This is a genomic window from Serratia sp. OS31, from assembly GCF_014164835.1.
GTDB lineage: Bacteria > Pseudomonadota > Gammaproteobacteria > Enterobacterales > Enterobacteriaceae > Serratia > Serratia liquefaciens_A.
This window is the reverse complement of the sequence record NZ_JACJFQ010000011.1, coordinates 19,671-41,777: the sequence shown is the minus strand read 5'-3', so window position 1 is coordinate 41,777 and position 22,107 is coordinate 19,671. Positions and strand designations below refer to the sequence as shown.

Annotated in this window: 21 protein-coding genes; 11 read left to right on the top strand and 10 right to left on the bottom strand. The window is 55.5% G+C overall.

The features are described 5' to 3' along the window. Positions 1-2: 2 nt before the first annotated feature. Complete coding sequence (locus tag H5P17_RS11570) at positions 3-857, bottom strand: LysR family transcriptional regulator (protein WP_182823012.1); 855 nt, start codon at positions 855-857, stop codon at positions 3-5. A 99-nt stretch (positions 858-956) separates the two neighbouring features. Here H5P17_RS11570 and gloA point away from each other — a divergent pair, with 99 nt between their 5' ends. The 4 genes from gloA (at position 957) to H5P17_RS11550 (ending at position 6,726) form a co-directional block, all read left to right on the top strand. Further along, positions 957-1,484, top strand: a complete 528-nt coding sequence (gene gloA, locus H5P17_RS11565; protein ID WP_182823010.1) for a lactoylglutathione lyase — start codon at positions 957-959, stop codon at positions 1,482-1,484. A 185-nt stretch (positions 1,485-1,669) separates the two neighbouring features. After that, positions 1,670-3,604: an exoribonuclease II gene (locus H5P17_RS11560; RefSeq protein WP_044551584.1), complete on the top strand. Its 1,935-nt coding sequence runs from the start codon at positions 1,670-1,672 to the stop codon at positions 3,602-3,604. A 159-nt stretch (positions 3,605-3,763) separates the two neighbouring features. Next, positions 3,764-4,429 carry a CPBP family intramembrane glutamic endopeptidase gene (locus H5P17_RS11555; protein WP_044551586.1) on the top strand — a complete coding sequence of 222 codons (666 nt, stop codon included), beginning with the start codon at positions 3,764-3,766 and terminating at the stop codon, positions 4,427-4,429. Between the two features lie 239 nt (positions 4,430-4,668). Further along, positions 4,669-6,726, top strand: a complete 2,058-nt coding sequence (locus H5P17_RS11550; protein WP_182823008.1) for a carbon starvation CstA family protein — start codon at positions 4,669-4,671, stop codon at positions 6,724-6,726. 200 nt (positions 6,727-6,926) lie between these two features. Here H5P17_RS11550 and fsa read toward each other — a convergent pair whose 3' ends face one another. Continuing rightward, positions 6,927-7,592 (bottom strand): fructose-6-phosphate aldolase, encoded by a 666-nt coding sequence (gene fsa / locus H5P17_RS11545; RefSeq protein WP_020827117.1) that lies wholly within the window; start codon positions 7,590-7,592, stop codon positions 6,927-6,929. A gap of 147 nt (positions 7,593-7,739) precedes the next feature. Here fsa and H5P17_RS11540 point away from each other — a divergent pair, with 147 nt between their 5' ends. From H5P17_RS11540 to H5P17_RS11530, 3 genes are read left to right on the top strand one after another with little or no spacing between them, the layout of a single operon-like run. After that, positions 7,740-8,639 carry a glycyl-radical enzyme activating protein gene (locus tag H5P17_RS11540; protein WP_182823006.1) on the top strand — a complete coding sequence of 300 codons (900 nt, stop codon included), beginning with the start codon at positions 7,740-7,742 and terminating at the stop codon, positions 8,637-8,639. 4 nt (positions 8,640-8,643) lie between these two features. After that, on the top strand, positions 8,644-11,076 hold the full coding sequence (locus H5P17_RS11535) for a formate C-acetyltransferase/glycerol dehydratase family glycyl radical enzyme (protein WP_182823004.1): 2,433 nt from the start codon (positions 8,644-8,646) through the stop codon (positions 11,074-11,076). Positions 11,077-11,124: 48 nt separating this feature from the next. Next, positions 11,125-11,871, top strand: coding sequence for a DNA-binding transcriptional regulator YciT (locus H5P17_RS11530; protein WP_044551595.1), 747 nt, complete (start codon positions 11,125-11,127; stop codon positions 11,869-11,871). A gap of 49 nt (positions 11,872-11,920) precedes the next feature. Here H5P17_RS11530 and araD read toward each other — a convergent pair whose 3' ends face one another. Then, positions 11,921-12,616: an L-ribulose-5-phosphate 4-epimerase gene (araD, locus tag H5P17_RS11525; protein ID WP_044551597.1), complete on the bottom strand. Its 696-nt coding sequence runs from the start codon at positions 12,614-12,616 to the stop codon at positions 11,921-11,923. 351 nt (positions 12,617-12,967) lie between these two features. Between araD and osmB the strand changes: the two genes are divergently transcribed. Continuing rightward, positions 12,968-13,186 carry an osmotically-inducible lipoprotein OsmB gene (osmB, locus tag H5P17_RS11520; protein ID WP_004945176.1) on the top strand — a complete coding sequence of 73 codons (219 nt, stop codon included), beginning with the start codon at positions 12,968-12,970 and terminating at the stop codon, positions 13,184-13,186. Positions 13,187-13,388: 202 nt separating this feature from the next. On the opposite strand, the gene yciH is transcribed toward osmB, so the two are convergent. Together yciH and pyrF are read right to left on the bottom strand one after the other, a co-directional pair. Continuing rightward, positions 13,389-13,715: a stress response translation initiation inhibitor YciH gene (gene yciH / locus H5P17_RS11515; protein ID WP_044551616.1), complete on the bottom strand. Its 327-nt coding sequence runs from the start codon at positions 13,713-13,715 to the stop codon at positions 13,389-13,391. Positions 13,716-13,725: 10 nt separating this feature from the next. Next, on the bottom strand, positions 13,726-14,454 hold the full coding sequence (gene pyrF, locus H5P17_RS11510; protein WP_044551618.1) for an orotidine-5'-phosphate decarboxylase: 729 nt from the start codon (positions 14,452-14,454) through the stop codon (positions 13,726-13,728). A gap of 328 nt (positions 14,455-14,782) precedes the next feature. Between pyrF and H5P17_RS11505 the strand changes: the two genes are divergently transcribed. Next, entirely contained in the window at positions 14,783-15,043 is a 261-nt protein-coding gene (locus H5P17_RS11505; protein ID WP_044551621.1) for a YdgH/BhsA/McbA-like domain containing protein, read from the top strand. A 169-nt stretch (positions 15,044-15,212) separates the two neighbouring features. Then, positions 15,213-15,509 carry an Arc family DNA-binding protein gene (locus H5P17_RS11500; protein WP_182823003.1) on the top strand — a complete coding sequence of 99 codons (297 nt, stop codon included), beginning with the start codon at positions 15,213-15,215 and terminating at the stop codon, positions 15,507-15,509. A gap of 56 nt (positions 15,510-15,565) precedes the next feature. On the opposite strand, the gene lapB is transcribed toward H5P17_RS11500, so the two are convergent. From lapB to pgpB, 3 genes are all read right to left on the bottom strand, one after another. Continuing rightward, the gene (lapB, locus tag H5P17_RS11495; RefSeq protein ID WP_044551626.1) at positions 15,566-16,735 is read right to left on the bottom strand and encodes a lipopolysaccharide assembly protein LapB; all 1,170 of its coding nucleotides are present in this window, start codon (positions 16,733-16,735) and stop codon (positions 15,566-15,568) included. A gap of 6 nt (positions 16,736-16,741) precedes the next feature. Beyond that, a complete protein-coding gene (locus H5P17_RS11490) occupies positions 16,742-17,044 on the bottom strand; it encodes a LapA family protein (RefSeq protein ID WP_182823001.1) in 303 nt (100 codons plus the stop codon). A gap of 289 nt (positions 17,045-17,333) precedes the next feature. Next, positions 17,334-18,104, bottom strand: a complete 771-nt coding sequence (gene pgpB / locus H5P17_RS11485; RefSeq protein WP_044552959.1) for a phosphatidylglycerophosphatase B — start codon at positions 18,102-18,104, stop codon at positions 17,334-17,336. A 278-nt stretch (positions 18,105-18,382) separates the two neighbouring features. Here pgpB and ribA point away from each other — a divergent pair, with 278 nt between their 5' ends. Beyond that, entirely contained in the window at positions 18,383-18,976 is a 594-nt protein-coding gene (ribA, locus tag H5P17_RS11480; RefSeq protein ID WP_041415420.1) for a GTP cyclohydrolase II, read from the top strand. Positions 18,977-19,022: 46 nt separating this feature from the next. Here the strand turns inward: ribA and acnA are convergent, their stop codons facing one another. Continuing rightward, on the bottom strand, positions 19,023-21,695 hold the full coding sequence (acnA, locus tag H5P17_RS11475; RefSeq protein ID WP_182822999.1) for an aconitate hydratase AcnA: 2,673 nt from the start codon (positions 21,693-21,695) through the stop codon (positions 19,023-19,025). Positions 21,696-22,001: 306 nt separating this feature from the next. After that, on the bottom strand, positions 22,002-22,103 hold the full coding sequence (locus H5P17_RS11470; RefSeq protein ID WP_269935160.1) for a YmiA family putative membrane protein: 102 nt from the start codon (positions 22,101-22,103) through the stop codon (positions 22,002-22,004). Positions 22,104-22,107: the final 4 nt, after the last annotated feature.

Here is a 22,107-nt window from a genome sequence, read left to right as displayed (position 1 = left end):
GTTCACGCCGGGTGCATTAACAGATCGAGCGCCGTCTGCAACTCGTCAGAGAGCTGATGGCGGCGCCACACGAAGTATAAATTGCTGACCCCTTCCTCCCCCATTTCCACCACTTTTAACGTCTGCTCAGGCAGGATCATCGGCAGCAAAGACTCCGGAACACAGGCGACGCCACAGCCCGCTTTTACGCAGGCTGCCATCGCCGTGTACGACTCCATCTCCAGCGTCATCCGCGGCTTCAACTGGCGTGAGGCTAACCAGCGATCGATTTTCAGGCGGAAAGAGCACTCACGGCTGAAAGTATAAAACTCCAACTGTGCCAGGGTTGCGGCGTCCAACTGCGGCACCGAGGACGGCATCAACAGCACCAGGCGCTCATCAAACGCCGCGCAGCTCGCCAGCAGCGGGTGCTCTATCGGCCCGTCGGTCAAAGCCAGATCGAGCTCGCTGTCAATCAGCATCCGTTCCAGCACCAGCGAGTCTCGGCTCAGCACGTTGACCTGCATCTGGGGCTGGCTGCGGCGCAAGTGAGCGATGCGTGACGGCAGGTGACTGATCAGAGAAAAATCCAGCGCCCCCAGATTCAGCAGGCCCTGAGGTTGCCGATCGGCGAACAGTTGTTGGCTGCGATCTGCCAGCGCCAGGATGTCCACTGCCTGCCGATAAAACAGTCGACCTTTCGGCGTAACGTACAGCCGGTTTTTATCGCGAAAAAATAACTCGCCGCCGAGAGAGTCTTCCAACTCTTTGATGCGCAAGGTGACGTTGGAGGGGACGCAGTGCAACTCCCGCGCGGCGGCGGCAATGGTTTTATACTCCACCACGGCGCAGAAAAATCTAAGCTGACCCAGCTTCATGACGGATTCACTTTTAGTTAGTGTTTTGGTTAAAAACAATCACTTTAGATTAGCATTAATTTACCCTAGAGTCGTATCGACAACCTAAGAGGGATCCCTATGCCACTGAATGATTTACTGACCCTGCAGGGCGTGACCGCGCAACCGGAAACCGTCACCGACGGCTATGTGTTCAACCACACCATGATCCGCGTGAAGGACTTAACCCAAGCGCTGGACTTTTATACCCGCGTGCTGGGCTTCACCCCGGTGTATCTGGAAACCTTCAATGAAGCCGCATTTACCATCTGCTACCTGACCCGCAGCCCGCGCGACCAGATCCCACAGGATGACGAGGCCCGTAAACGCTGGGTACTCAGCCAGCCTGGGATCCTGGAGCTGACGCATAACCACGGTAGCGAACAGCAGGCCGATTTCCATTACCACAACGGCAACAGCGAGACGCGTGGCTTTGGACACCTCTGTGTGACAGTGCCTGACGTACACGCGGCCTGTGAGCGTTTTGAGCGCCTTGGCGTTAACTTCCAGAAACGTTTGCATGAAGGTCGTATGAATTACGTGGCCTTTATCAAAGATCCCGACGACTACTGGATTGAAATTCTGCAGCCCACGCCGCTGCGGGACTGATTGCCCCTCCGCTTCTCCCCGGCGTTTCGAGCCGGGGTTTTCTTCCCGCCTTTTGCACGCCCAATATTCCATAAAATCGCGCCCCAACGCGGGAAAACCGTGACGTTAGGCTTGCCCGCAGCGGGTGATTCGCGTAAAACTGTCAGCCGCAAATCTTGCCACTCACAACCCATTCACTGGACGATATGTTTCAAGATAACCCGCTGCTGGCGCAGCTTAAACAGCAACTTCACTCTCAGACCCCGCGCGTTGAAGGCGTAGTAAAAGGAACTGAGAAAGGCTTTGGCTTTCTTGAGGTCGACGGTCAAAAAAGCTATTTCATTCCGCCTCCGTACATGAAGAAAGTCATGCACGGTGACCGAGTGACTGCAACCCTGCATACCGAAAAAGAACGCGAAATCGCCGAGCCGGAAACCCTGATCGAGCCCTTCCTGTCGCGCTTTGTCGGCCGTGTGCAGAAGCGTGATGACCGCCTGTCCATCGTGCCCGATCATCCGTTGCTGAAAGACGCAATCCCCTGCCGTCCGGTACGTGAACTGAAACATAACTTCCAGGCCGGTGACTGGGCGGTGGCGGAAATGTGCCGCCACCCGCTGAAAGGCGATCGCGGCTTCAACGCCGACCTGACCCAATTTATTACCGACGGCGAAGATCACCTGGCGCCGTGGTGGGTCACGCTGGCCCGTCACAGCCTGGAAAAAGAAGCGCCGGAGATGATCGCGATTGAAGAGCCGGATGCTTCCGTGCCGCGTGAAGATCTGACCGCTCTGAATTTTGTCACCATCGACAGCGCCAGCACCGAAGACATGGACGATGCGCTGTTTGTGCAGGACAACGGCGACGGCTCGCTGCAATTGACCATCGCCATTGCCGATCCGACCGCCTACGTCGCGCAAGGCAGCCCGCTGGATGAAATAGCCCGCAAGCGCGCCTTTACCAACTACCTGCCAGGCTTCAACATTCCTATGTTGCCACGCGACCTGTCGGACAACCTGTGCTCACTGCGCCCGAACCAACGCCGTCCGGTGCTGGCTTGCCGCGTGACCATTGGTGCAGACGGCGCATTGGGTGACGATATTCGCTTCTTCGGCGCCGAGATCGAATCAAAAGCCAAGCTGGTTTATGACGAAGTCTCCGACTGGCTGGAAGGGATTGCCGGTTGGCAGCCGCCGAGCGATGAAATCGCACAGCAAATCACCCTGCTCAAGCGCGTGTGCGATGCACGTAACGCCTGGCGCCACCAGCATGCTCTAGTGTTCAAAGATCGCCCTGACTATCGCTTTGTGCTGGGTGAAAAAGGCGAAGTCCTGGAGATCATCACCGAACAGCGCCGCACCGCCAACCGCATCGTCGAAGAGTGCATGATTGCTTCCAACGTCTGTGCCGCGATTGTGCTGCGCGATCGTCTGGGCTTTGGCATTTACAACGTGCACACCGGTTTCGATCCGCTGCTGGTTGAACAAGCCGTAACCGTGCTGCAAGCCAACGGCGTTGAAGCCGAAGCCGAGAAGCTGCTGACGCTGGAAGGTTTCTGCGAACTGCGTCGTCATCTGGATTCGCAACCGACCCAGTTCCTCGACAGCCGTATTCGCCGTTCTCAGACTTACGCCGAGATCAGCACCACGCCGGGGCCGCACTTCGGTCTGGGCCTGGAGGCTTACGCCACCTGGACCTCGCCGATCCGTAAATACGGCGATATGGTCAACCACCGCTTGCTGAAAGCCATTATCACCGAGCAGTCCGCCGAGAAACCGCTGGACGAGGTGACGATCCAACTGGCCGAGCGTCGTCGTCTGAACCGGATGGCGGAACGTGACGTTGGCGATTGGTTATATGCACGCTACCTCAAGGACAAAGCCGGCACCGATGAACGCTTCAACGCGGAAATCATCGACGTGACCCGCGGCGGCCTGCGCGTTCGTCTGCTGGACAACGGCGCAGTGGCCTTTATCCCGGCGCCCTTCATTCACGCGGTGCGTGATGAAATGGTTTGCAGCCAGGATACCGGCACCGTGCAGATCAAAGGCGAAGTCGTTTATCGCCAGGGGGACACCCTGCAGGTCACCATCGCCGAAGTGCGTATGGAAACCCGCAGCGTGATCGCCAGACCGGCGGCTTAACCCGCCGCATAAACGTTATGCCAGACAAACACCGGACGGGTCTCCCTCCGGTGTTTTTTTTCGTCGCTTGAAAATGAACGTGGCTCACCATAGGATCACGCCACCCACGAAATCGACTGGGTGATGGCGATTTATACTTTAAATATAAGGGATTATAAAATGACCGACTGGGAAGAAGAAGTCGCCCGCCACCGGGGAAGCCGAGGTTTCTTTTCCACCTTTTTATTGATGGTAGCACTCACGACTTTGCCTTTGCTGTTCCCCAACAAAGAACAACTGGAGGCCGAAGGCTGGTTGGTGCCGCTACTGCTGCTGATTGAATTTGCGGTGATTGTTCCGCTGTACCTGAAGTTTTTCAAAAACCGTCCCTCCTGCGGCATGGGAAGTTTTCGCCTGCCCACCTTTTGCGGTTTGTTGCTGGTGATTCTGGCGTTGCAACTTGTCGTCCCCTATTGGCTCGGCATCACTCAAACCGAGAATTGGATCGTCGAACAGGTTTCGCTACAGGGGAAAGCCTTTTACCTGACACAGTTTGCGCTAATCTTTCTCGCTCCGGTCTACGAAGAAATCGTTTTTAGGGGCTGCCTCTTTGGCGCTTTTCAAGCCTGGTTCGCCAATCGAAAAATCTGGGCCGCGGTAGCAACGTCTGTTCTGTTTGCCCTGTTGCACACGCAATATGCCGATGTGCGCGTCATGATCATTCTGTTTTTCGTTTCATTGACGCTGGTTGCCGCCAGGATCAAGTCGAACGGGCTGTTAATGCCCATTGCGCTGCACAGCACCATGAACGGGATAGTGCTTGCCCTCAGCTATTGGGGGCTTTAATACCCATGCGTTAACCGACACCGGGCGATAGAACAGCATCGCCTTTTTCATTTCCACTTTCGCCGCCACGCCAAACAGCAACATCCTCATCACCTTGTTTTTTCGCTATTACTCAACCGGCTTCACATTTCTCATCCGACCTGCTTCTCTTCGTCAGCAAAACTCCTACTTTTAATTTGTAGCCATTCTCTCTAAGAACACTTCTTTCTTTTTTTCTGCACACCAAGGAGTTGTTGAACATGAAAAACGTCAAGTCCGGGATCATCTGGCTGGTAGTGGCGTTGGTCGGTGCATTCGCCTTCGCCATGCTGGCGCTAAGCCGCGGTGAACACGTCAATGCGGTCTGGCTGGTGGTGGCAGCGGTCGCCTGTTACAGCATCGCTTATCGCTTCTACAGCCTGTTTATCGCCAAAAAAGTCTTTGAACTCGACGACCGCCGCATGACCCCGGCGGAACGTCGCAACGATGGGTTGGACTACGTTCCCACCAACAAATGGGTGCTGTTTGGCCACCACTTTGCCGCCATCGCCGGGGCCGGACCGCTGGTTGGCCCGATTCTGGCGGCACAGATGGGCTTTCTGCCCGGTACTATCTGGATCCTGGTCGGGGTGATGCTGGCCGGTGCCGTACAGGACTTCCTGATCCTGTTCATTTCTACCCGCCGCGACGGTCGTTCGCTGGGGGAAATGGCCAAACAGGAACTGGGGGCCTTCGCCGGAGTGATCACCATGCTGGGCGCGCTTGGCGTGATGATCATCATTCTGTCAGCGCTGGCGCTGGTGGTGGTCAAAGCCCTGGCCGACAGCCCCTGGGGCCTGTTTACTATCGCCGCCACCATCCCGATAGCGCTGTTTATGGGTATCTACATGCGCTTTATCCGGCCGGGTAAAATCGCTGAAATCTCGGTGGTCGGTTTTGCGCTGATGCTGCTGGCGATCATCTACGGCGGTAACGTGGCGCAAGACCCCTACTGGGGCCCCTTCTTCACGCTGCACGGCACCACGCTGACCTGGGTGTTGGTGATTTACGGCTTCGTCGCCTCAGTGTTGCCGGTATGGTTGCTGTTGGCGCCGCGTGACTATCTGTCCACCTTTATGAAGATTGGCGTCATTATCGGTTTGGCTGTAGGTATCGTCTTTGCGATGCCGGAAATGAAAATGCCGGCGGTATCGCGCTTTATCGACGGCAGCGGCCCGGTGTTCGCCGGCTCGCTGTTCCCGTTCCTGTTCATCACCATCGCCTGTGGTTCGATTTCCGGTTTCCATGCGCTGGTCTCCAGCGGTACCACGCCGAAACTGGTGGAGCGCGAGAGCCATATTCGCTTTATCGGTTACGGTGCCATGTTGATGGAGTCCTTCGTGGCTATCATGGCGTTGATCTGCGCGTCGGTGATCGACCCAGGCGTTTACTTCGCCATGAACTCGCCGGCGGCGCTGATCGGCACCACGGTGGAAAATGCCTCTCAGGTAATTAACAGCTGGGGCTTTATGATCACCCCGGAAACCCTGACGATGATTGCCAAAGACGTCGGGGAGCATTCCATCCTGTCGCGCGCCGGCGGTGCCCCGACCTTTGCCGTGGGCATGGCACACATCATTACCGAGGTGTTTAACAGCCGCGCAATGATGGCCTTCTGGTACCACTTCGCCATTCTTTTCGAGGCACTGTTTATTCTGACCGCCGTCGATGCCGGGACCCGCGCCTGTCGCTTTATGGTGCAGGATCTGGTCGGTGTGGCGATCCCAAGGTTAGCTAACAACCGTTCGTGGTTCGGTAATCTGGCGGGAACCACCGTGGCCGTCGCCGGCTGGGGCTTCTTTGTCTATCAGGGGGTGGTCGATCCGCTCGGCGGCATCAATACGCTGTGGCCGCTGTTCGGTATCGGCAACCAGATGCTGGCCTCAATGGCATTGATCCTCGGCACCGTGGTGCTGTTCAAAATGAAAAAACAGCGCTATGCCTGGGTGACCATCTTGCCGACCGTCTGGTTGTTTATTACCTCGATGACCGCCGGCTGGCAGAAAATATTCCACGAGAAACCGAGCATCGGCTTCCTGGCGCAGGCGAAGAAATTCTCTGCCGGTATTGAACAAGGGACGCTGATCGCGCCGGCCAAGACGCTGAAAGATATGGAGACCATCGTTTTCAGTAACCAGATTAACGCCGCACTGTGCGCATTCTTTATGCTGGTGGCAGTAACCATGTTGGTGTCCGCCTTCTTTGTGATCCGTCGCGCGCTGAATGCCAGCCAGCCTACGGCGCAGGAGTCGCCGATCGTCCTGCGTGAAAATGCCTAAATTCAGGATGTTATGATCAGGGCGCTGCGGCGCCTTCAGACTGCTGACAAACCTGCGTAAAGGCTAAACCGGTAGGGGTCGAACATGTTCGACCCGATTTAACCCATTGATTATGCTATTGGGCGCAGCATGCAGCGCCCCTACCATTAAACAACAGAGCACTTTGTCAACGGCTTCCCTTTTCTTTGCTTATGCAGCTCTCAGTTCAGCAGATTAGTGCCAAATGCCCCTTGCCAATCTTGTTCGAATTTCTCTACCGCGGCCTGAACCGCCGGTGCCGCCAGGAACTGCTCAGCCACGTCGACCGGCAGAGTGATGGCCTGACAACCCGCCAGCAAGCATTCCAGCGCCTGACGCGGCGTTTTGAAACTGGCCGCCAGCACCCGGGCCCCTGGCGCGTGCAGCGTCAGCAATTGCTGCAGCTCGTGAACCATCTCAATGCCGTCACCGCCCTGCGCGTCCAGGCGGTTCACGTAAGGGGCCACATACTCAGCCCCCGCCAGCGCCGCCAGCAGTCCCTGGCCCGCACCATAAACCGCCGTCCCCAGCGTGGGGATAGACATCGATTTCAGTTTTTTAATCGCTGCCAGGCCTTCTGCGGTCGCCGGTACCTTAACCACCAGCCCAGGCACTCGCTGATGAAGCAACGCCGCTTCCGCCACCATGCGCTCGGCGTCGTTGGCCATCACCTGAGCAAAGAGTTTCCCCGTGCCCCCCAGCGCGTCGCGCAGCGCCGGTAACACTTCCCAAATCGGTTTCCCCTCTTTGGCAACAATGCTCGGATTAGTGGTTACACCGTGCAGTGGCAGGATGCGCGCCAGGCGTTTTACTGCGTTCACATCGGCGGTATCGAGATAAAGCTCCATTACGGACTCCTGAATCTTTTGTGGGCGAATTCAAACTCTCATCATAGTAGGAACATGCAACGCATTTATATTTGATCGAAATCAAATCAACTTTCATTCGAAACAACTTTAATGGCAAAAGAAAAGCAACCGAATGACAGGTGACTCGTGATCTTCAATCTGCAGCGCTATTCCACCCACGACGGGCCGGGCATCCGCAGCGTAGTGTTCCTGAAGGGCTGCTCGCTGGGCTGTCTCTGGTGCCAGAACCCGGAAAGCCGCTCGCGAAAAGCGGACTTGCTGTTCGATCCGCGTTTATGCCTGAGCGGCTGTACGCTGTGCGCCGAAGGCCATCCACAGGCGATTCTTCGAATAGACGACAACCTGATGATCCAGCGCGAGTTACTAAGCCACCAAGAGTATGCCGCATTAGCCGCCCGTTGCCCAACCGGCGCACTCAGCCTGTGCGGCAGCGCGGTAAATATCGACGCGATCATGACCGAGGTGCTGCGCGACCGGCCTTTTTATCTGCGCACCGGGGGCGGCCTGACACTCTCCGGCGGTGAACCTTTCATGCAGCCTGCCGTGGCGGCGGAATTGCTGAAGCGCGGCCGTGAGGCTGGCATTCATACCGCGGTGGAATCTTGCCTGCATACGCCCTGGTCGCACATAGCGCCTTCGCTGCCCTGGCTCGATCTGATGCTGGCGGACCTGAAACACGTTGACGAAAAGCGTTTCAAGCAGTGGACCGGCGGCTCCGCCAAACGGGTGATGGAAAACTTCCTCCGCTTGGCCGCCCACGGTACCCAAACGACCGTGCGCGTTCCGCTGATCCCCGACTTTAACGCCGATCGCAGCTCAATCCGCGCGATTGTCGATTTCGCCGCCGATGAGGCCGGCGTTACAGAGATTCATTTCTTGCCGTACCACACGTTAGGTATCAACAAATATAACCTGCTCGGCGAGCCTTATCACGCGGCCCGCACCCCACTAGATGCCCCCGACCTGTTGGCCTATGCCGAACAGTACGCCGAGGCCAAAGGGCTGACTGCCATTTTGCGAGGATAACACCATGACTACTCTGGATCTGACCACCCTGACCGAACGTACCCAGGCCCACAAGAACGCGCTGATCCATATCGTTAAACCGCCGGTTTGCACCGAACGCGCCCAGCACTACACCGAAGCCTATCAGCAGCATCAGGACAAACCCTTGCCGGTTCGTCGGGCACTGGCATTGGCTAACCATTTGGCTAAGCGCACTTTGCGAATCGACAACGACGAGTTGATTATCGGCAACCAGGCCAGCGAATTACGCGCTGCGCCGATTTTCCCCGAATATACCGTCAGTTGGATTGAAGACGAGATTGACCAGTTGGCCGACCGGCCGGGCGCCGGTTTCTCCGTCAGCGAAGAGAACAAGGCCATTTTGCATCGGCTATGCCCCTGGTGGCGCGGCCAGACGGTGCAGGATCGTTGCTATGGCATGTTTACCGACGAACAACAGACCCTGCTGGCTACCGGTATTATCAAAGCCGAAGGCAATATGACCTCTGGAGATGCCCACCTTGCGGTGAATTTCCCGTTACTTTTGGCACAAGGCCTCGACGGGCTGCGCGAGAAGGTCGATGAACGTCGCAGCCGTATCCGGCTTACCGACTGGGAAGAATTGCATCAGGAGCAATTCCTGAAGGCAATAGATCTGACTCTGGAAGCGCTGAGCGCGCATATCTTGCGCTTTGCGTTGTTGGCGCGCGACATGGCGCAGACGGAAAGCCGTTTGTGGCGGCGTGAAGAGCTGCTGGCCATCGCGGAAAACTGTGAGCTGATTGCCCATCGGCCGCCGCAGACCTTTTGGCAGGCGCTACAGCTGTGCTACTTCATTCAGCTGACGCTGCAGATTGAATCCAACGGCCATTCGGTTTCCTTCGGCCGTCTCGATCAATATCTTTACCCTTGGTACCGCCGAGATGTGGAGCTGGAACAAAGGCTGCCGCGTGAGCGTGCCATTGAAATGCTGCACAGTTGCTGGCTGAAGCTGTTGGAAATCAACAAGATCCGTTCCGGTTCGCACTCTAAAGCCTCGGCAGGCAGTCCGCTGTATCAGAACGTCACTATTGGCGGACAGCAACTGATCAACGGCAAACCCTGCGACGCGGTGAATCCCCTGTCCTATGCCATTCTGGAGTCCTGCGGGCGCTTACGCTCCACTCAGCCCAATCTCAGCGTGCGTTACCACGCCGGGATGAGCAGCGACTTCCTCGACGCCTGCGTACAGGTGATCCGCTGTGGGTTCGGCATGCCGGCCTTCAACAACGATGAAATCGTTATCCCCGAGTTTATCAAACTGGGCGTGGAGCCGCAGGATGCCTATGACTACGCAGCGATCGGCTGTATCGAAACTGCCGTGGGCGGAAAATGGGGTTACCGCTGCACCGGCATGAGCTTTATCAACTTCGCTCGCGTCATGCTGGCGGCACTGGAACAAGGGCGTGACGCTACCTCCGGCAAAGTTTTCCTGCCACAAACAGAGGCGCTCTCGAAGGGAAACTTCGCCGGCTTTGAGCAGGTGCTGGGTGCCTGGGACAACCAGATCCGCTATTACACTCGCAAGTCGATTGAAATTGAGTGCGTGGTCGATACCGTACTGGAGGAAAATGCCCCGGATATTCTCTGCTCGGCGCTGGTCGACGATTGTATTGAGCGCGGCAAAAGCATCAAGCAAGGTGGTGCAAAATACGATTGGGTATCAGGCCTGCAGGTCGGCATTGCCAACCTGGGTAACAGCCTGGCGGCGATACGCAAGCTGGTCTTCGAGCAAGGGATCATTGGCCAACAGCAATTGGCGGCAGCGCTGGAAAATGACTTCGATGGATTAAGCGGCGAACAGTTACGCCAGCGTCTGCTCAACGCTGCCCCCAAATACGGTAACGACGTAGATGAGGTCGATCAACTGCTGGTACGCGCCTATCAGACCTATATTGACGAACTGAAGCAGTACCACAACACCCGCTTTGGTCGCGGTCCGATCGGCGGCACCTACTACGCCGGGACGTCGTCAATTTCGGCTAATGTGCCCTTTGGCGCGGCTACCCTGGCCACGCCAGACGGCCGTAAGGCGCATACGCCGTTGGCGGAAGGTGCCAGCCCGGCCTCCGGTACCGACCATCTGGGACCGACCGCCGTGTTCAATTCGCTGTCCAAGCTGCCCACCGCATCGATTCTCGGCGGCGTGTTGCTTAATCAGAAGCTGAATCCGGCGACGCTGGAGGATCCGCGTGACCGTGAAAAACTGATGCTGATGTTGCGCACCTTCTTTGAGACCTATCAAGGCTGGCATGTGCAATACAACATCGTGTCGCGGGAAACGCTGCTGAAAGCGAAGCAACATCCTGACCAATATCGTGATTTAGTGGTCCGCGTTGCTGGATATTCCGCTTTCTTTACCGCATTATCCCCTGACGCGCAGGATGATATTATTGCGCGAACAGAACATACTATTTAAACAATAAATATTAGCGGCCGCACCTTGGTGGCCGCACATCAGGTTGATATGAATTCAAGACAACAGACAATACTTCAATTGGTCAACGATCGCCGACGTATCAGCGTCAGCGATTTGGCTGCGGCCACCGGCGTTTCAGAGGTGACGATCCGCCAGGATTTGAACCTGCTGGAGAAACGCAGCTACCTGAAACGGGTACACGGTTCCGCGCTGGCATTAGAAAGCGACGACGTCGATGCGCGCATGATGTCCAACTTCACCCTTAAGCAAAAGCTGGCGCAGTATGCCGCCTCGCTGGTTAACGACGATGAGACCATTTTTATCGAAAGCGGCAGTGCCAACGCGCTGCTGGCGCGTTATATCGCCGAGCGCAAACGCATTACGCTGATCACCGTCAGCCACTATATCGCCAATCTGCTGAAAGAGACGGATTGCGAAGTGATCGTGCTGGGCGGCATGTACCAGAAAAAGAGCGAGACCGTGGTCGGGCCGTTAACCCGCCAATGCATTCAGCAAGTGCATTTCAGTAAGGCGTTTATTGGCGTCGATGGCTATCATGCGGATACCGGCTTCACCGGTCGCGATATGATGCGTGCCGACGTGGTAAATGCCGTGCTGGCGAAGGGCGTAGAAAATATTGTCCTGACAGACTCGTCAAAGTTTGGTCAAATTCAACCCAATCCGCTGACCCAGCAAGGTAAGGTCCAGCGGGTAATTACCGATTCGCGGCTGTCGCTGGAGTATCAACACCTGTTGAAGCGCCAGGGAATACAGTTGGATATGGTCAACGACTAGGCGCCAGACGGAGCAACGGAGAGCCGCCGACAGGCGGACCTCCTGACGCTCACTGGCCGTAGTAGGCATTTTTACCGTGCTTGCGCAGGTAATGTTTGTCCAGCAGGGTTTGCTGCATATTCGCCAGGCCCGGCGACAGCTGGCGCGAGAAAATCCCCATATAGGCAATTTCTTCCAACACCACCGCATTGTGTACCGCGGTTTCTGCGTTTTCACCCCAGGTAAAGGGGCCATGAGAATGCACCAGCACGCCCGGCAACGCAGCCGGATCCAACCGGCGCTGGCCAAAGGTTTCGACAATCACTCTGCCGGTCTCCCATTCATAGCGGCCATTAATTTCCTCATCCTGCATCCGTCGGGTACAGGGAATGTCGCCGTAGAAATAGTCGGCGTGGGTCGTGCCCCAGGCCGGAATATCCAGCCCGGCCTGCGCCCAAATGGTGGCATGCCGCGAATGGGTGTGTACGATGCCGCCGGCATTGCCAAATTCCAGGTACAGCACGCGGTGGGTATCGCTGTCTGAAGAAGGCTTTTTGGCGCCCTCCACCACCTTGCCGCTTTCCAATTCCAGCACCACCATATCGTCACGGGTCATCGCTGCGTATTCCACCCCCGAGGGTTTGATCACCATCAATCCCTCGCGACGATCGACGGCGCTGACATTCCCCCAGGTGAAGGTCACCAGATGATGGCGTGGCAGCGCCAGATTAGCCTCCAATACCTGCTGCTTGAGATCGTTAAGCATGTTTCTTTCCCGGTTACCCTGTTGGGAATATTGTCGGCAGGCGTGCTCGGGGGCGGTATGGCGTAAATCGCTAAAGACCGCGTGGTCTTCTGCTGGAAACGGCAATTTGCGCGCTGGGCATTAAATAGCGCGCAATGGACTTTAAGACTATTTACCTGTTTATCGTTCAGCAGAAGCTTATAGTGAATATTGGCGGAGAGAGCGCTTTAGGCGTTTCAATTATTCTGCCTTTAACAAAAAATGCCATTTTTTATAGCGATACTTACTGGGAGCCACTAGCAGGCCGAAATTCGGGTTCATGCCTATACTTAATGGGCACTCCCAGATAGCCAATGCTAAGGAGAAGTCATTATGATGATTATCAATAAACGTTTTGCTACCGCCGCTCTGGCGCTTACTCTGGCGTTTTCACTCAGCGCATGTTCGAACATGTCCAAGCGTGACCGTAACACCGCCATTGGTGCCGGTGCGGGGGCCGTAGGCGGCGCGGTGCTGACCGATGGTAGCGCACTGGGTACGCTCGGTGGGGCCGCAGTGGGGGGCATCATTGGTCATCAGGTAGGTAAATAACCTGATCGGCCAGCTTTCAGATACCTCTGCCGACAGGCTGGCAAAAGCGATATCGCTTTGACGTATTAAGCATAATAAAGATTATTTCAGGTCTGTTTTACCTTTCATCGATGGCGGGTTGCCATCAACGGGTTAACGCCCGGCAGCAGTATCCCAGCCATGCCGCAGTATTGCACCGCGGCATGGCCATTCGCTCAGGCGATTAGCCGCCTGCCAGCTTGACCTTCATCCCTTTGCCTTCCAACAGCTGCTTAAGCAAATCCCGCTTATCGCCCTGGATCTCGATCACACCCTCTTTGACCGAGCCGCCGCAGCCGCATTTTTTCTTGAGCTCTGCCGCCAGCTTGTCCAATGCGGCATCATCCAGATCAATGCCGGTGATCAGGCAAACACCCTTTCCTTTGCGCCCGCTGGTCTGGCGCTGAATACGCACGATACCGTCACCCTTTTCACGTGGCGGTTTGACCTCTTCCTGCTTGATACGCCCACTATCGGTGGAATATACCAGCCGGCTGTTATCGTTGCTCATTGTCGTCTCCTTAAGCCAGAGAAGCGCGGATCGCACTTAGCGTAGCAGCAGGATCGGCGGATTGGGTGATCGGGCGCCCAATCACCATATAGTCAACGCCTGCCGCTTGCGCCTGTACTGGCGTCATAATACGGCGCTGATCGCCGGCGGCGCTGCCTTCAGGGCGGATTCCCGGCGTCACCAGTTGGAATTGTTGGCCACAGGCCGCTTTGAGACGCTCAGCTTCGTGCGCTGAACAGACAACGCCGTCCAGCCCACAATCGCGGGTCAGACGCGCCAGCCGCTCCGCCTGCTCGGCCGGAGAAAGGTCGATACCGATACCACGCAGATCTTCTGCTTCCATGCTGGTCAGCACGGTGACGGCGATCAGCAGCGGGGCCTGGGCGCCATAAGGCAGCAATGCCTCTTTCGCTGCGGTCATCATGCGCGCACCACCGCTGGCATGCACGTTAACCATCCATACGCCCAGCTCGGCCGCCGCGGCAACGGCACGGGCGGTAGTATTTGGAATATCGTGGAATTTCAAATCCAGGAACACGTCGAAACCGCGCGCGTGCAAATCGTGCACCAGCTGAGGTCCGAACAGGGTGAACATTTCCTTGCCCACTTTTAACCGGCAGTCCTGCGGATCAACACGATCGGCAAATGCCAGCGCCGCGTCAATATCTGCATAATCGAGCGCAACGATGATCGGAGATGATTTTAAGTCATTGTTATTGATGTTATTTTCAGACTTCATTTCTTCTACCTTCTGTAAAATGGACATAAATAGGTAATAACCCGCCAAACTGACCGCCGCATTCTACATGCCAGCCGACAGAAATCCCAGCCGCAGCGCGCGCTGCGCTTAAGTAATGTTATCCCCTCGTACGTCATCAAGCGTCAATAACCCCTGACCGCCCTTAACCCAGCCTGCGTAAACCGCCGTAAAGATGCGTAAATTATACATCAAATAATTTGAACAACATGCTCAGCATTATCAGATTTTAAATCCCCGTGGATACTTTATTATTCAACACATCGGAAGCAAACGCCTTCCAACCTAAACAAATAGACTGGAGTTCATCATGAAAAACATCAAATATTTTGCAGCAGCAGCCGTTATCGCCATGACCTCTTTCGCTACCTTCGCCGCTGAACCGGTGGATCAGCAACAGGCCAGCGGCCTGACCGCTTCAGGCGTCGTTTCCGCCGGTCACGCAACTACCCTGAGTGGCCTGGAAGCCAAACTGGCCGCAAAAGCCGATGCACAAGGCGCCAGCAGCTACCGCATCATTTCTGCCGGCGGTAACAACATGCTCAGTGGTACCGCAGTTATCTACAAATAAGCTATCAGGTATAGGGCCCGGCACGCCGGGCTTTACTTTATTTCCCCGCCAAATCGTTCACAATTCCCCCGCCACAATGTTACATAAATATTAAATTTTTATTACACACTGGACTCTCCTGCGAGAGTGGCTTAGCTTGAAGTCAATCTTCCCGCAGAAAGGCTTCAAAATGAGCGAGATATCTACACTAACCATTAAAATCCCTCTGGAACTCAAAGAAAAAATTCGTGCCATTGCTGCCGATAACCAACTTTCTCTGAGTGCTGAGGTTTGCCAACGCCTTGAAACCAGCTTTGAGCTACCGACCAAAGCGGAAAAATCCGCTAAAAAATCGGCGGAGTTGCATCATGGCGAAATCGATAATCAGGGGATTGAAGAAGAAGTTGAGCAGCCGCTGAACCAGAAAGAGTTGAAGAAGCTGCGTCAGCTGTTGAAAGGTAACGTGAAGGCCGGCAAGAAAAAATAAGTCGGTGCCGTCACCACAAAAAACGGGGCTAATCAGGCCCCGTTTTTTATTGCACTTTATTGCCCATCCAGCCCGCGAATCGGTTTGACCGATGACCAGGCCCGGCATGACGGGCAATGCCAATACAGAGAATGAGCGGTAAAGCCGCATTTATGACAGCGATAACGCGGTTTGGTCCGAATTTGCTCACCGACCATATCGCGCAGCAGTAACAGACTCTCTTTCGCACGGCCGTCCTCTGCATCCGCCAGGTGGTAATCCATCAAGCGGTAAAATACTCGCATGGTCGGGTGGCGCTGTAGCTGGCGGTTGATATAAACCTGCACCACGTCGCGTCCTTCATGCTGTTCGATAATTTCCGCCAGCATCAGTTCCGCAGTAGCGCCGGTATTTTCTTCCACGCAACGCTTGAGGAAGTCTGCCCAACCCTGCTGCTGCTCCAGGTGCTGGTAACACTCTTGCAGCATCGGCAGAGTTTCGCTGACCAGTTCTTTATCCTGGTTCAGCACGCGTTGGAGCGACTCAACTGCCTTGGCGTACTCCCCCTGGGCCATATAAATACGCCCCACCATGATCGACACACGGGCACACTGACTGTCGGCCGAAGCCGCGCGCTTCAGCAACCCCATCGCCTTATCGAGATCGTCGCTGCCCATTGCCTGCAAGGCCAGTTCGCAATAAAAATGCGCGATCTCGACGCGCTGTTTGTCTTTGCCTAATTTTACCAGTTTTTCCGCCACGTCGATGGCCTTAAGCCAGTCGCTGGTGGCCTGATGGATCGCCAACAGCTGCTGTAACGCAGAAAGGCGGAAATCCTCTTCGCCAACCAGTTGGCCAAACATGTCTTCGGCACGATCGTACATGCCGGCGGCCATGTAGTCGCGGCCCAGCTGTTGCACGGCCAGCAAACGTTGTTCGAAGGTCAGGGAAGCGCTTTCCATCAGCGCCTGATGGATGCGGATAGCGCGGTCGACTTCGCCACGCGAACGGAACAGGTTACCCAGCGTCAGGTGGGCTTCAACGGTGTTGCTGTCCTCTTTCAACATATCAAGGAACAGATCGACCGCTTTATCCTGCTGGTTGGAGAGCAGGAAGTTAACCCCGGCCACGTACTCGCGCGACAGACGGTTGGCTTCCTGTTGTTTATCCTGTTGAGCACTTCTGCGCCCCATGTACCATCCGTACGCGGCAGCCACGGGCAGCAACAGAAACAGCAGCTCTAACATAGAAGATTATTCCTTGCTGACAACGGACTGAGCTGCCGGGTCAGCAGGTTGTTCAAGCTGCAGTTCCAGCCTTTTGATTTTGCGTTCGGCACGCCCCAGCGCAATGCGGGTACGCAGATAAAACAGGCCGCAAATGACCCAACCGAGAACAAAACCGGCGCCAAACAACGCCGCCAACAGGGTCGATACGCGATAGTCGCCCTGCGCAACCAGATAATTAAAACTCACCACCTGATCGTTATGCGCGCCCAACGTGACGGAAATCACGAAGATCACCAGAACCAACAAAAAAATCAGCAAATATTTCACATTCTTTCCCGCGATGCCGAGTTAATCGGATGAACTATGCCAATACGTGGCGTCCCTAACTAATAAGTTAGCATTTCCCGTCGTAGCAGGGAAACCCTGAGGCACGATAAAACCATATATATGCTGGCATATTCGACAGTAAACGGCACTCCCAGACAAATTTATGAGAGAGCGTCTCAAAATAATAGATTAATCAAGATATGGGGGCATTAATGCGAATTGCAATGAAGGTCTTATGTAAGCGATTAATACGGCGCCATCCAGACGCCGTTTAAAGTGACGCGGTCACCTAATGCTTATGCGTCAGGGTTCTTTCCGCAATTTCCTGTTGCTCCTGCGGAGGCGGTGTCAAAGGCCCAAACCAACGTTGCACCAGCCAACAGGCCAGGGTCACCAGCAGCCAGCTGATCAAGGTCGCCACCACCAGATCACGCGGCCAATGCATCCCCAGCAGCAAACGACTCCCCATCACGCCCGCCGCCCAAACCATTAAGACCGCCACGGTCTTGTAGTGCCGCCGTGGCCACAGCAACCCTACCGCCAACAGCGCCCAACTGGCAGCAAACATGGTATGGCCTGAAGGAAACGCAAAGCCGGTCTCGAACTGCCAATGTTCGCGCAACCATACGGGTACCAGCGCCTGGTCCTGCAATTGCTCTTTGACCAACGCCCCCCGCTCTTTGCGCTTGAGCGAGTAGAAGTATTTTTCATCAATCTGATGGGTTGACTCCAGCCACAGCACGAAAGGCCGTGGCTCTTGTACCCGGTCCTTGATAAAGGACTTCACGCCCTGGCCAATCAATATCGACGCGCTGAGCAGCACCAGCAGGCCAATCGCCGGCTTGATGCGAAAACGCAGACACCACAGGAACCAGGCGCAAAGAATGATATTGGTGATAATGCCCCAAGGGGAAGTGACCGTTTCGGTCAGCCAGTACAGGCCTTTCAGAAGTCGTCCGTCGCCCCCCGGTTGCCATTGCCAGCCGGAAAGCCACACCACCAAAGGCATCAGTAACAGAACTATTGCCCCTGCGGCCGTACGTTTTGCTATCTCAAACATTCCCATCGCCCTTTGCTTAAGCCAATTTGCAGTGTAACAATCTTGTAATATCGATAACACTCTAAAAATTAAACAGATAAAAAACCTATCGCAATAATAGTTGGCTGAAAACACCGGATGCTGGTTTGCTGAGCACCGCAGGGCAAGAAGTTATGGCAAAATAGCCGATAATTAACGAAATGCCGATCGTGGTTACGCATTTTAATACTGGTCAGTTCACCGTACCGGAAGTAGGATGCGCAACCATGATTGAATCGGATGTATTTGTGGAGAGCAACATGCAGCTTAAACGGGTGGCAGAGGCCAAATTGCCAACACCTTGGGGCGATTTCCTGATGGTAGGATTCGAAGAACTGGCTACCGGACACGACCATTTGGCGCTGGTGTTCGGTGATATCTCTGGCGCGACGCCGGTACTCTCACGCGTACATTCTGAGTGTCTGACCGGTGATGCATTATTCAGCCTGCGCTGCGACTGCGGTTTTCAATTGGAAGCGGCGCTGGAGCATATCGCAGAAGAAGGCCGCGGTATTCTGCTCTACCACCGCCAGGAAGGTCGCAATATCGGTTTGCTGAATAAAATCCGTGCTTATGCCCTGCAGGACAAGGGCGCGGATACCGTAGAGGCCAATCATCAGTTGGGGTTTGCTGCCGATGAGCGCGACTTCACCCTGTGCGCCGACATGTTCAAGCTGTTGGGCGTGGATGCGGTGCGCTTGCTGACCAACAACCCGAAAAAGGTTGAGATCCTGACGGAAGCCGGCATCAACATCACCGAACGTGTGCCGTTGATTGTCGGTCGTAATCCGAAGAACGAACGTTACCTGGCCACCAAGGCGGCTAAAATGGGCCATTTGCTGGACCAGAAGTAATTTTCTCGTGGGAAAAATCAGGGCGCCCGTTAAGGCGCCCTTTTTATTACAGCATTTTCCTGATCACGTAGTGCAGGATGCCGTCGTTTTCATAGTAAGTCAGTTCGTTGCCGGTATCGATACGACAACGGGTATTCACAACTTCCTTGCGCCCGTCGGCATAGGTGATATGTACCGGCACCGTCTGCCCCGGCTGCAGCGTTTGCAGCCCGCTGACGCTGATCTGCTCGTCACCGCTCAGCCCCAGAGTCTTACGCGTCACGCCTGCCGGGAATTCCAGCGGCAGAATGCCCATACCAATCAGGTTAGAACGGTGAATACGCTCAAAGGACTCGGCAATCACCACCCGAACACCCAGCAGCCGCGGCCCTTTTGCCGCCCAGTCACGGCTGGAGCCTGAACCGTATTCCTTACCGGCAATCACTGCCAAAGGTACGCGTTCCTGCTGATACTGCATGGCAGCGTCATAGATCGACAGCTGATTCTGCGACGGAATATGGCGGGTATAGCCCCCCTCGACTCCGGGAACCATTTCATTGCGGATACGGATATTGGCAAAGGTGCCACGCATCATCACTTCATGGTTACCACGACGAGAGCCGTAGGAGTTGAAGTCCTGCGCCGCAACGCCATGATCGCTCAGATAGCGCCCCGCCGGGCTGTCACGTTTGATATTCCCCGCCGGTGAGATATGGTCGGTGGTCACCGAGTCGGCCAGGATCGCCAGAATGCGCGCATCCTTGATATCCTGTACCGGATCCGGCTTCACTTTCATGGTGCTGAAGAATGGCGGATGACGGATATAGGTAGAATCTCCCTGCCATTGATAGGTGGCCGAGCCGGCAACCTGAATCGATTGCCAGTTTGCGTCACCGTCGAAGACCGCGCCATATTCCTTGTGGAACATCTCGGTGCGAACTTCCTCCACCGCTTGGGCAATATCTTTGCTGCTCGGCCAGATATCCTTCAGATAGACAGGCTGCCCGTCCCGGCCTTCGCCCAGCGGGTCTTTGGTCAGGTCAATTTTCATGCTGCCGGCCAGCGCGTAAGCCACCACCAGCGGCGGCGAAGCCAGCCAGTTGGTTTTTACCAGCGGATGGATACGGCCTTCGAAGTTGCGGTTGCCGGAGAGCACCGCGCCCACGGTCAGATCGCCCTCTTTAATCGCCTGTTCGATCGGCTCAGGCAATGGCCCGGAGTTACCGATACAGGTGGTACAACCGTAGCCGACCAGGTTAAAACCGAGTTCCTCAAGATAAGAGGTCAGTTTGGCGCTGTCGAAATAGTCAGTCACCACTTTGGAGCCCGGTGCCAACGAGGTTTTCACCCAAGGCTTGGTTCGCAAGCCTTTGTTTACCGCATTCTTCGCCAGCAGGCCGGCCGCCATCATCACGCTGGGGTTCGAGGTATTGGTGCAAGAGGTTATGGCCGCGATGACTACCGCGCCATTATGCAGCTCATGCTGCTGTTGGTTCAGGGTAAAAGTTTTGAATTCAGCTTTGCGCTGCTGATTGCCGATCTCGAGCTCAGTCGCGGCGTTGAACGCCTTAGGCACGTCCGGCAGCGCCACGCGATCCTGAGGGCGCTTCGGCCCCGCCAGGCTGGCGACCACCGTCGACATATCCAACGCCAGCGTGCTGGTAAAGACCGGTTCATCGCCCGGGTTACGCCACATGCCCTGCGCCTTGGCATAGGCCTCAACCAATGCGATTTGCTCATCGCTGCGGCCACTGAGCTTCATGTAACCCAGCGTCACTTCGTCTACCGGGAAGAAACCGCAAGTCGCGCCAAATTCCGGCGACATATTGGCAATGGTTGCCCGATCGGCCAACGGCAGATCGGCCAGGCCATCACCGTAAAACTCGACGAATTTGCCCACTACGCCGTGTTTACGCAGCATCTGGGTCACGGTCAGCACCAGGTCGGTGGCGGTGATGCCTTCGCTCAGCTTGCCGGTCAGTTTAAAGCCCACCACGTCAGGGATCAGCATCGACACCGGTTGGCCCAGCATCGCCGCTTCGGCTTCAATACCGCCTACGCCCCAGCCTAGAATGCCCAGGCCGTTGATCATGGTGGTGTGAGAATCGGTACCGACCAGGGTATCCGGGTAAGCGATACGCTGCCCGCTCTCGTCCGTATGCCACACGGTTTGGCCGAGATATTCCAGATTGACCTGGTGACAGATACCGGTGCCCGGCGGCACCACGCGGAAGCGGTTAAAGGCTTTTTGCCCCCAGCGCAGGAAGGTGTAGCGCTCGTGGTTGCGCTCCATCTCGATGCGCACGTTTTCTTCAAAGGCTTCGTCATCGCCAAATTCATCAACGGTGACCGAGTGGTCAATCACCAAATCGACCGGTGACAGCGGGTTGACCTGATCAACATTCCCGCCCAACCGCTGGACCGCTTCACGCATTGCGGCCAAGTCCACCACCGCAGGCACACCGGTAAAATCCTGCATCAGTACGCGGGCGGGCCGGTAGGCAATCTCGCGGTCTGCATGCCCGGTCTGCAACCAGCCAACAATGGCTTTCAGATCGTCAACCTGCACGGTGTCGCCATCCACATGGCGCAGCAGGTTTTCCAACAGCACTTTCATTGATTTGGGCAGTCGGTCGATATTGCCCAACTGTTTTGCCGCCAATGGCAGGCTGTAATAGCCGTACTCAGTATTGAGCGCCACCAGCTTATCCATACTCGTTTCACGAAGATCGGACGACATAGCTCCTCCATTTCTTATTATGTCTAAAACAGGGTAATCACTGAGGTCTTATTTAAAGATAACACAAAGATGACGTAACGTTTTGATAACAACACGTTTTGATCATAACGATAGGCAAGAACAATCAACGGAGGTAAGTGCTTGTTCGGGCAGTGGATTAGCAAGAAAACGACGCTGAACTGGTCGGATATGTGGTGAAAGCCAGGCCAAAGGAAGGAATTACCCTCCCGTCCTGGCAAACACGGCGAGTCCGGAAAAGGTCAAAAAATGAAGATCTCTACAAGGGGATTGATTGAGGCCAGGGGCTTAGACCAGCCAGCAAACCAATGAACCCACCAACAGCCAGAACAAACCACTAATCATGAACACGGCTTGCCAAGCTTTACGTCTAATGTCCTTATCGTTCACACCA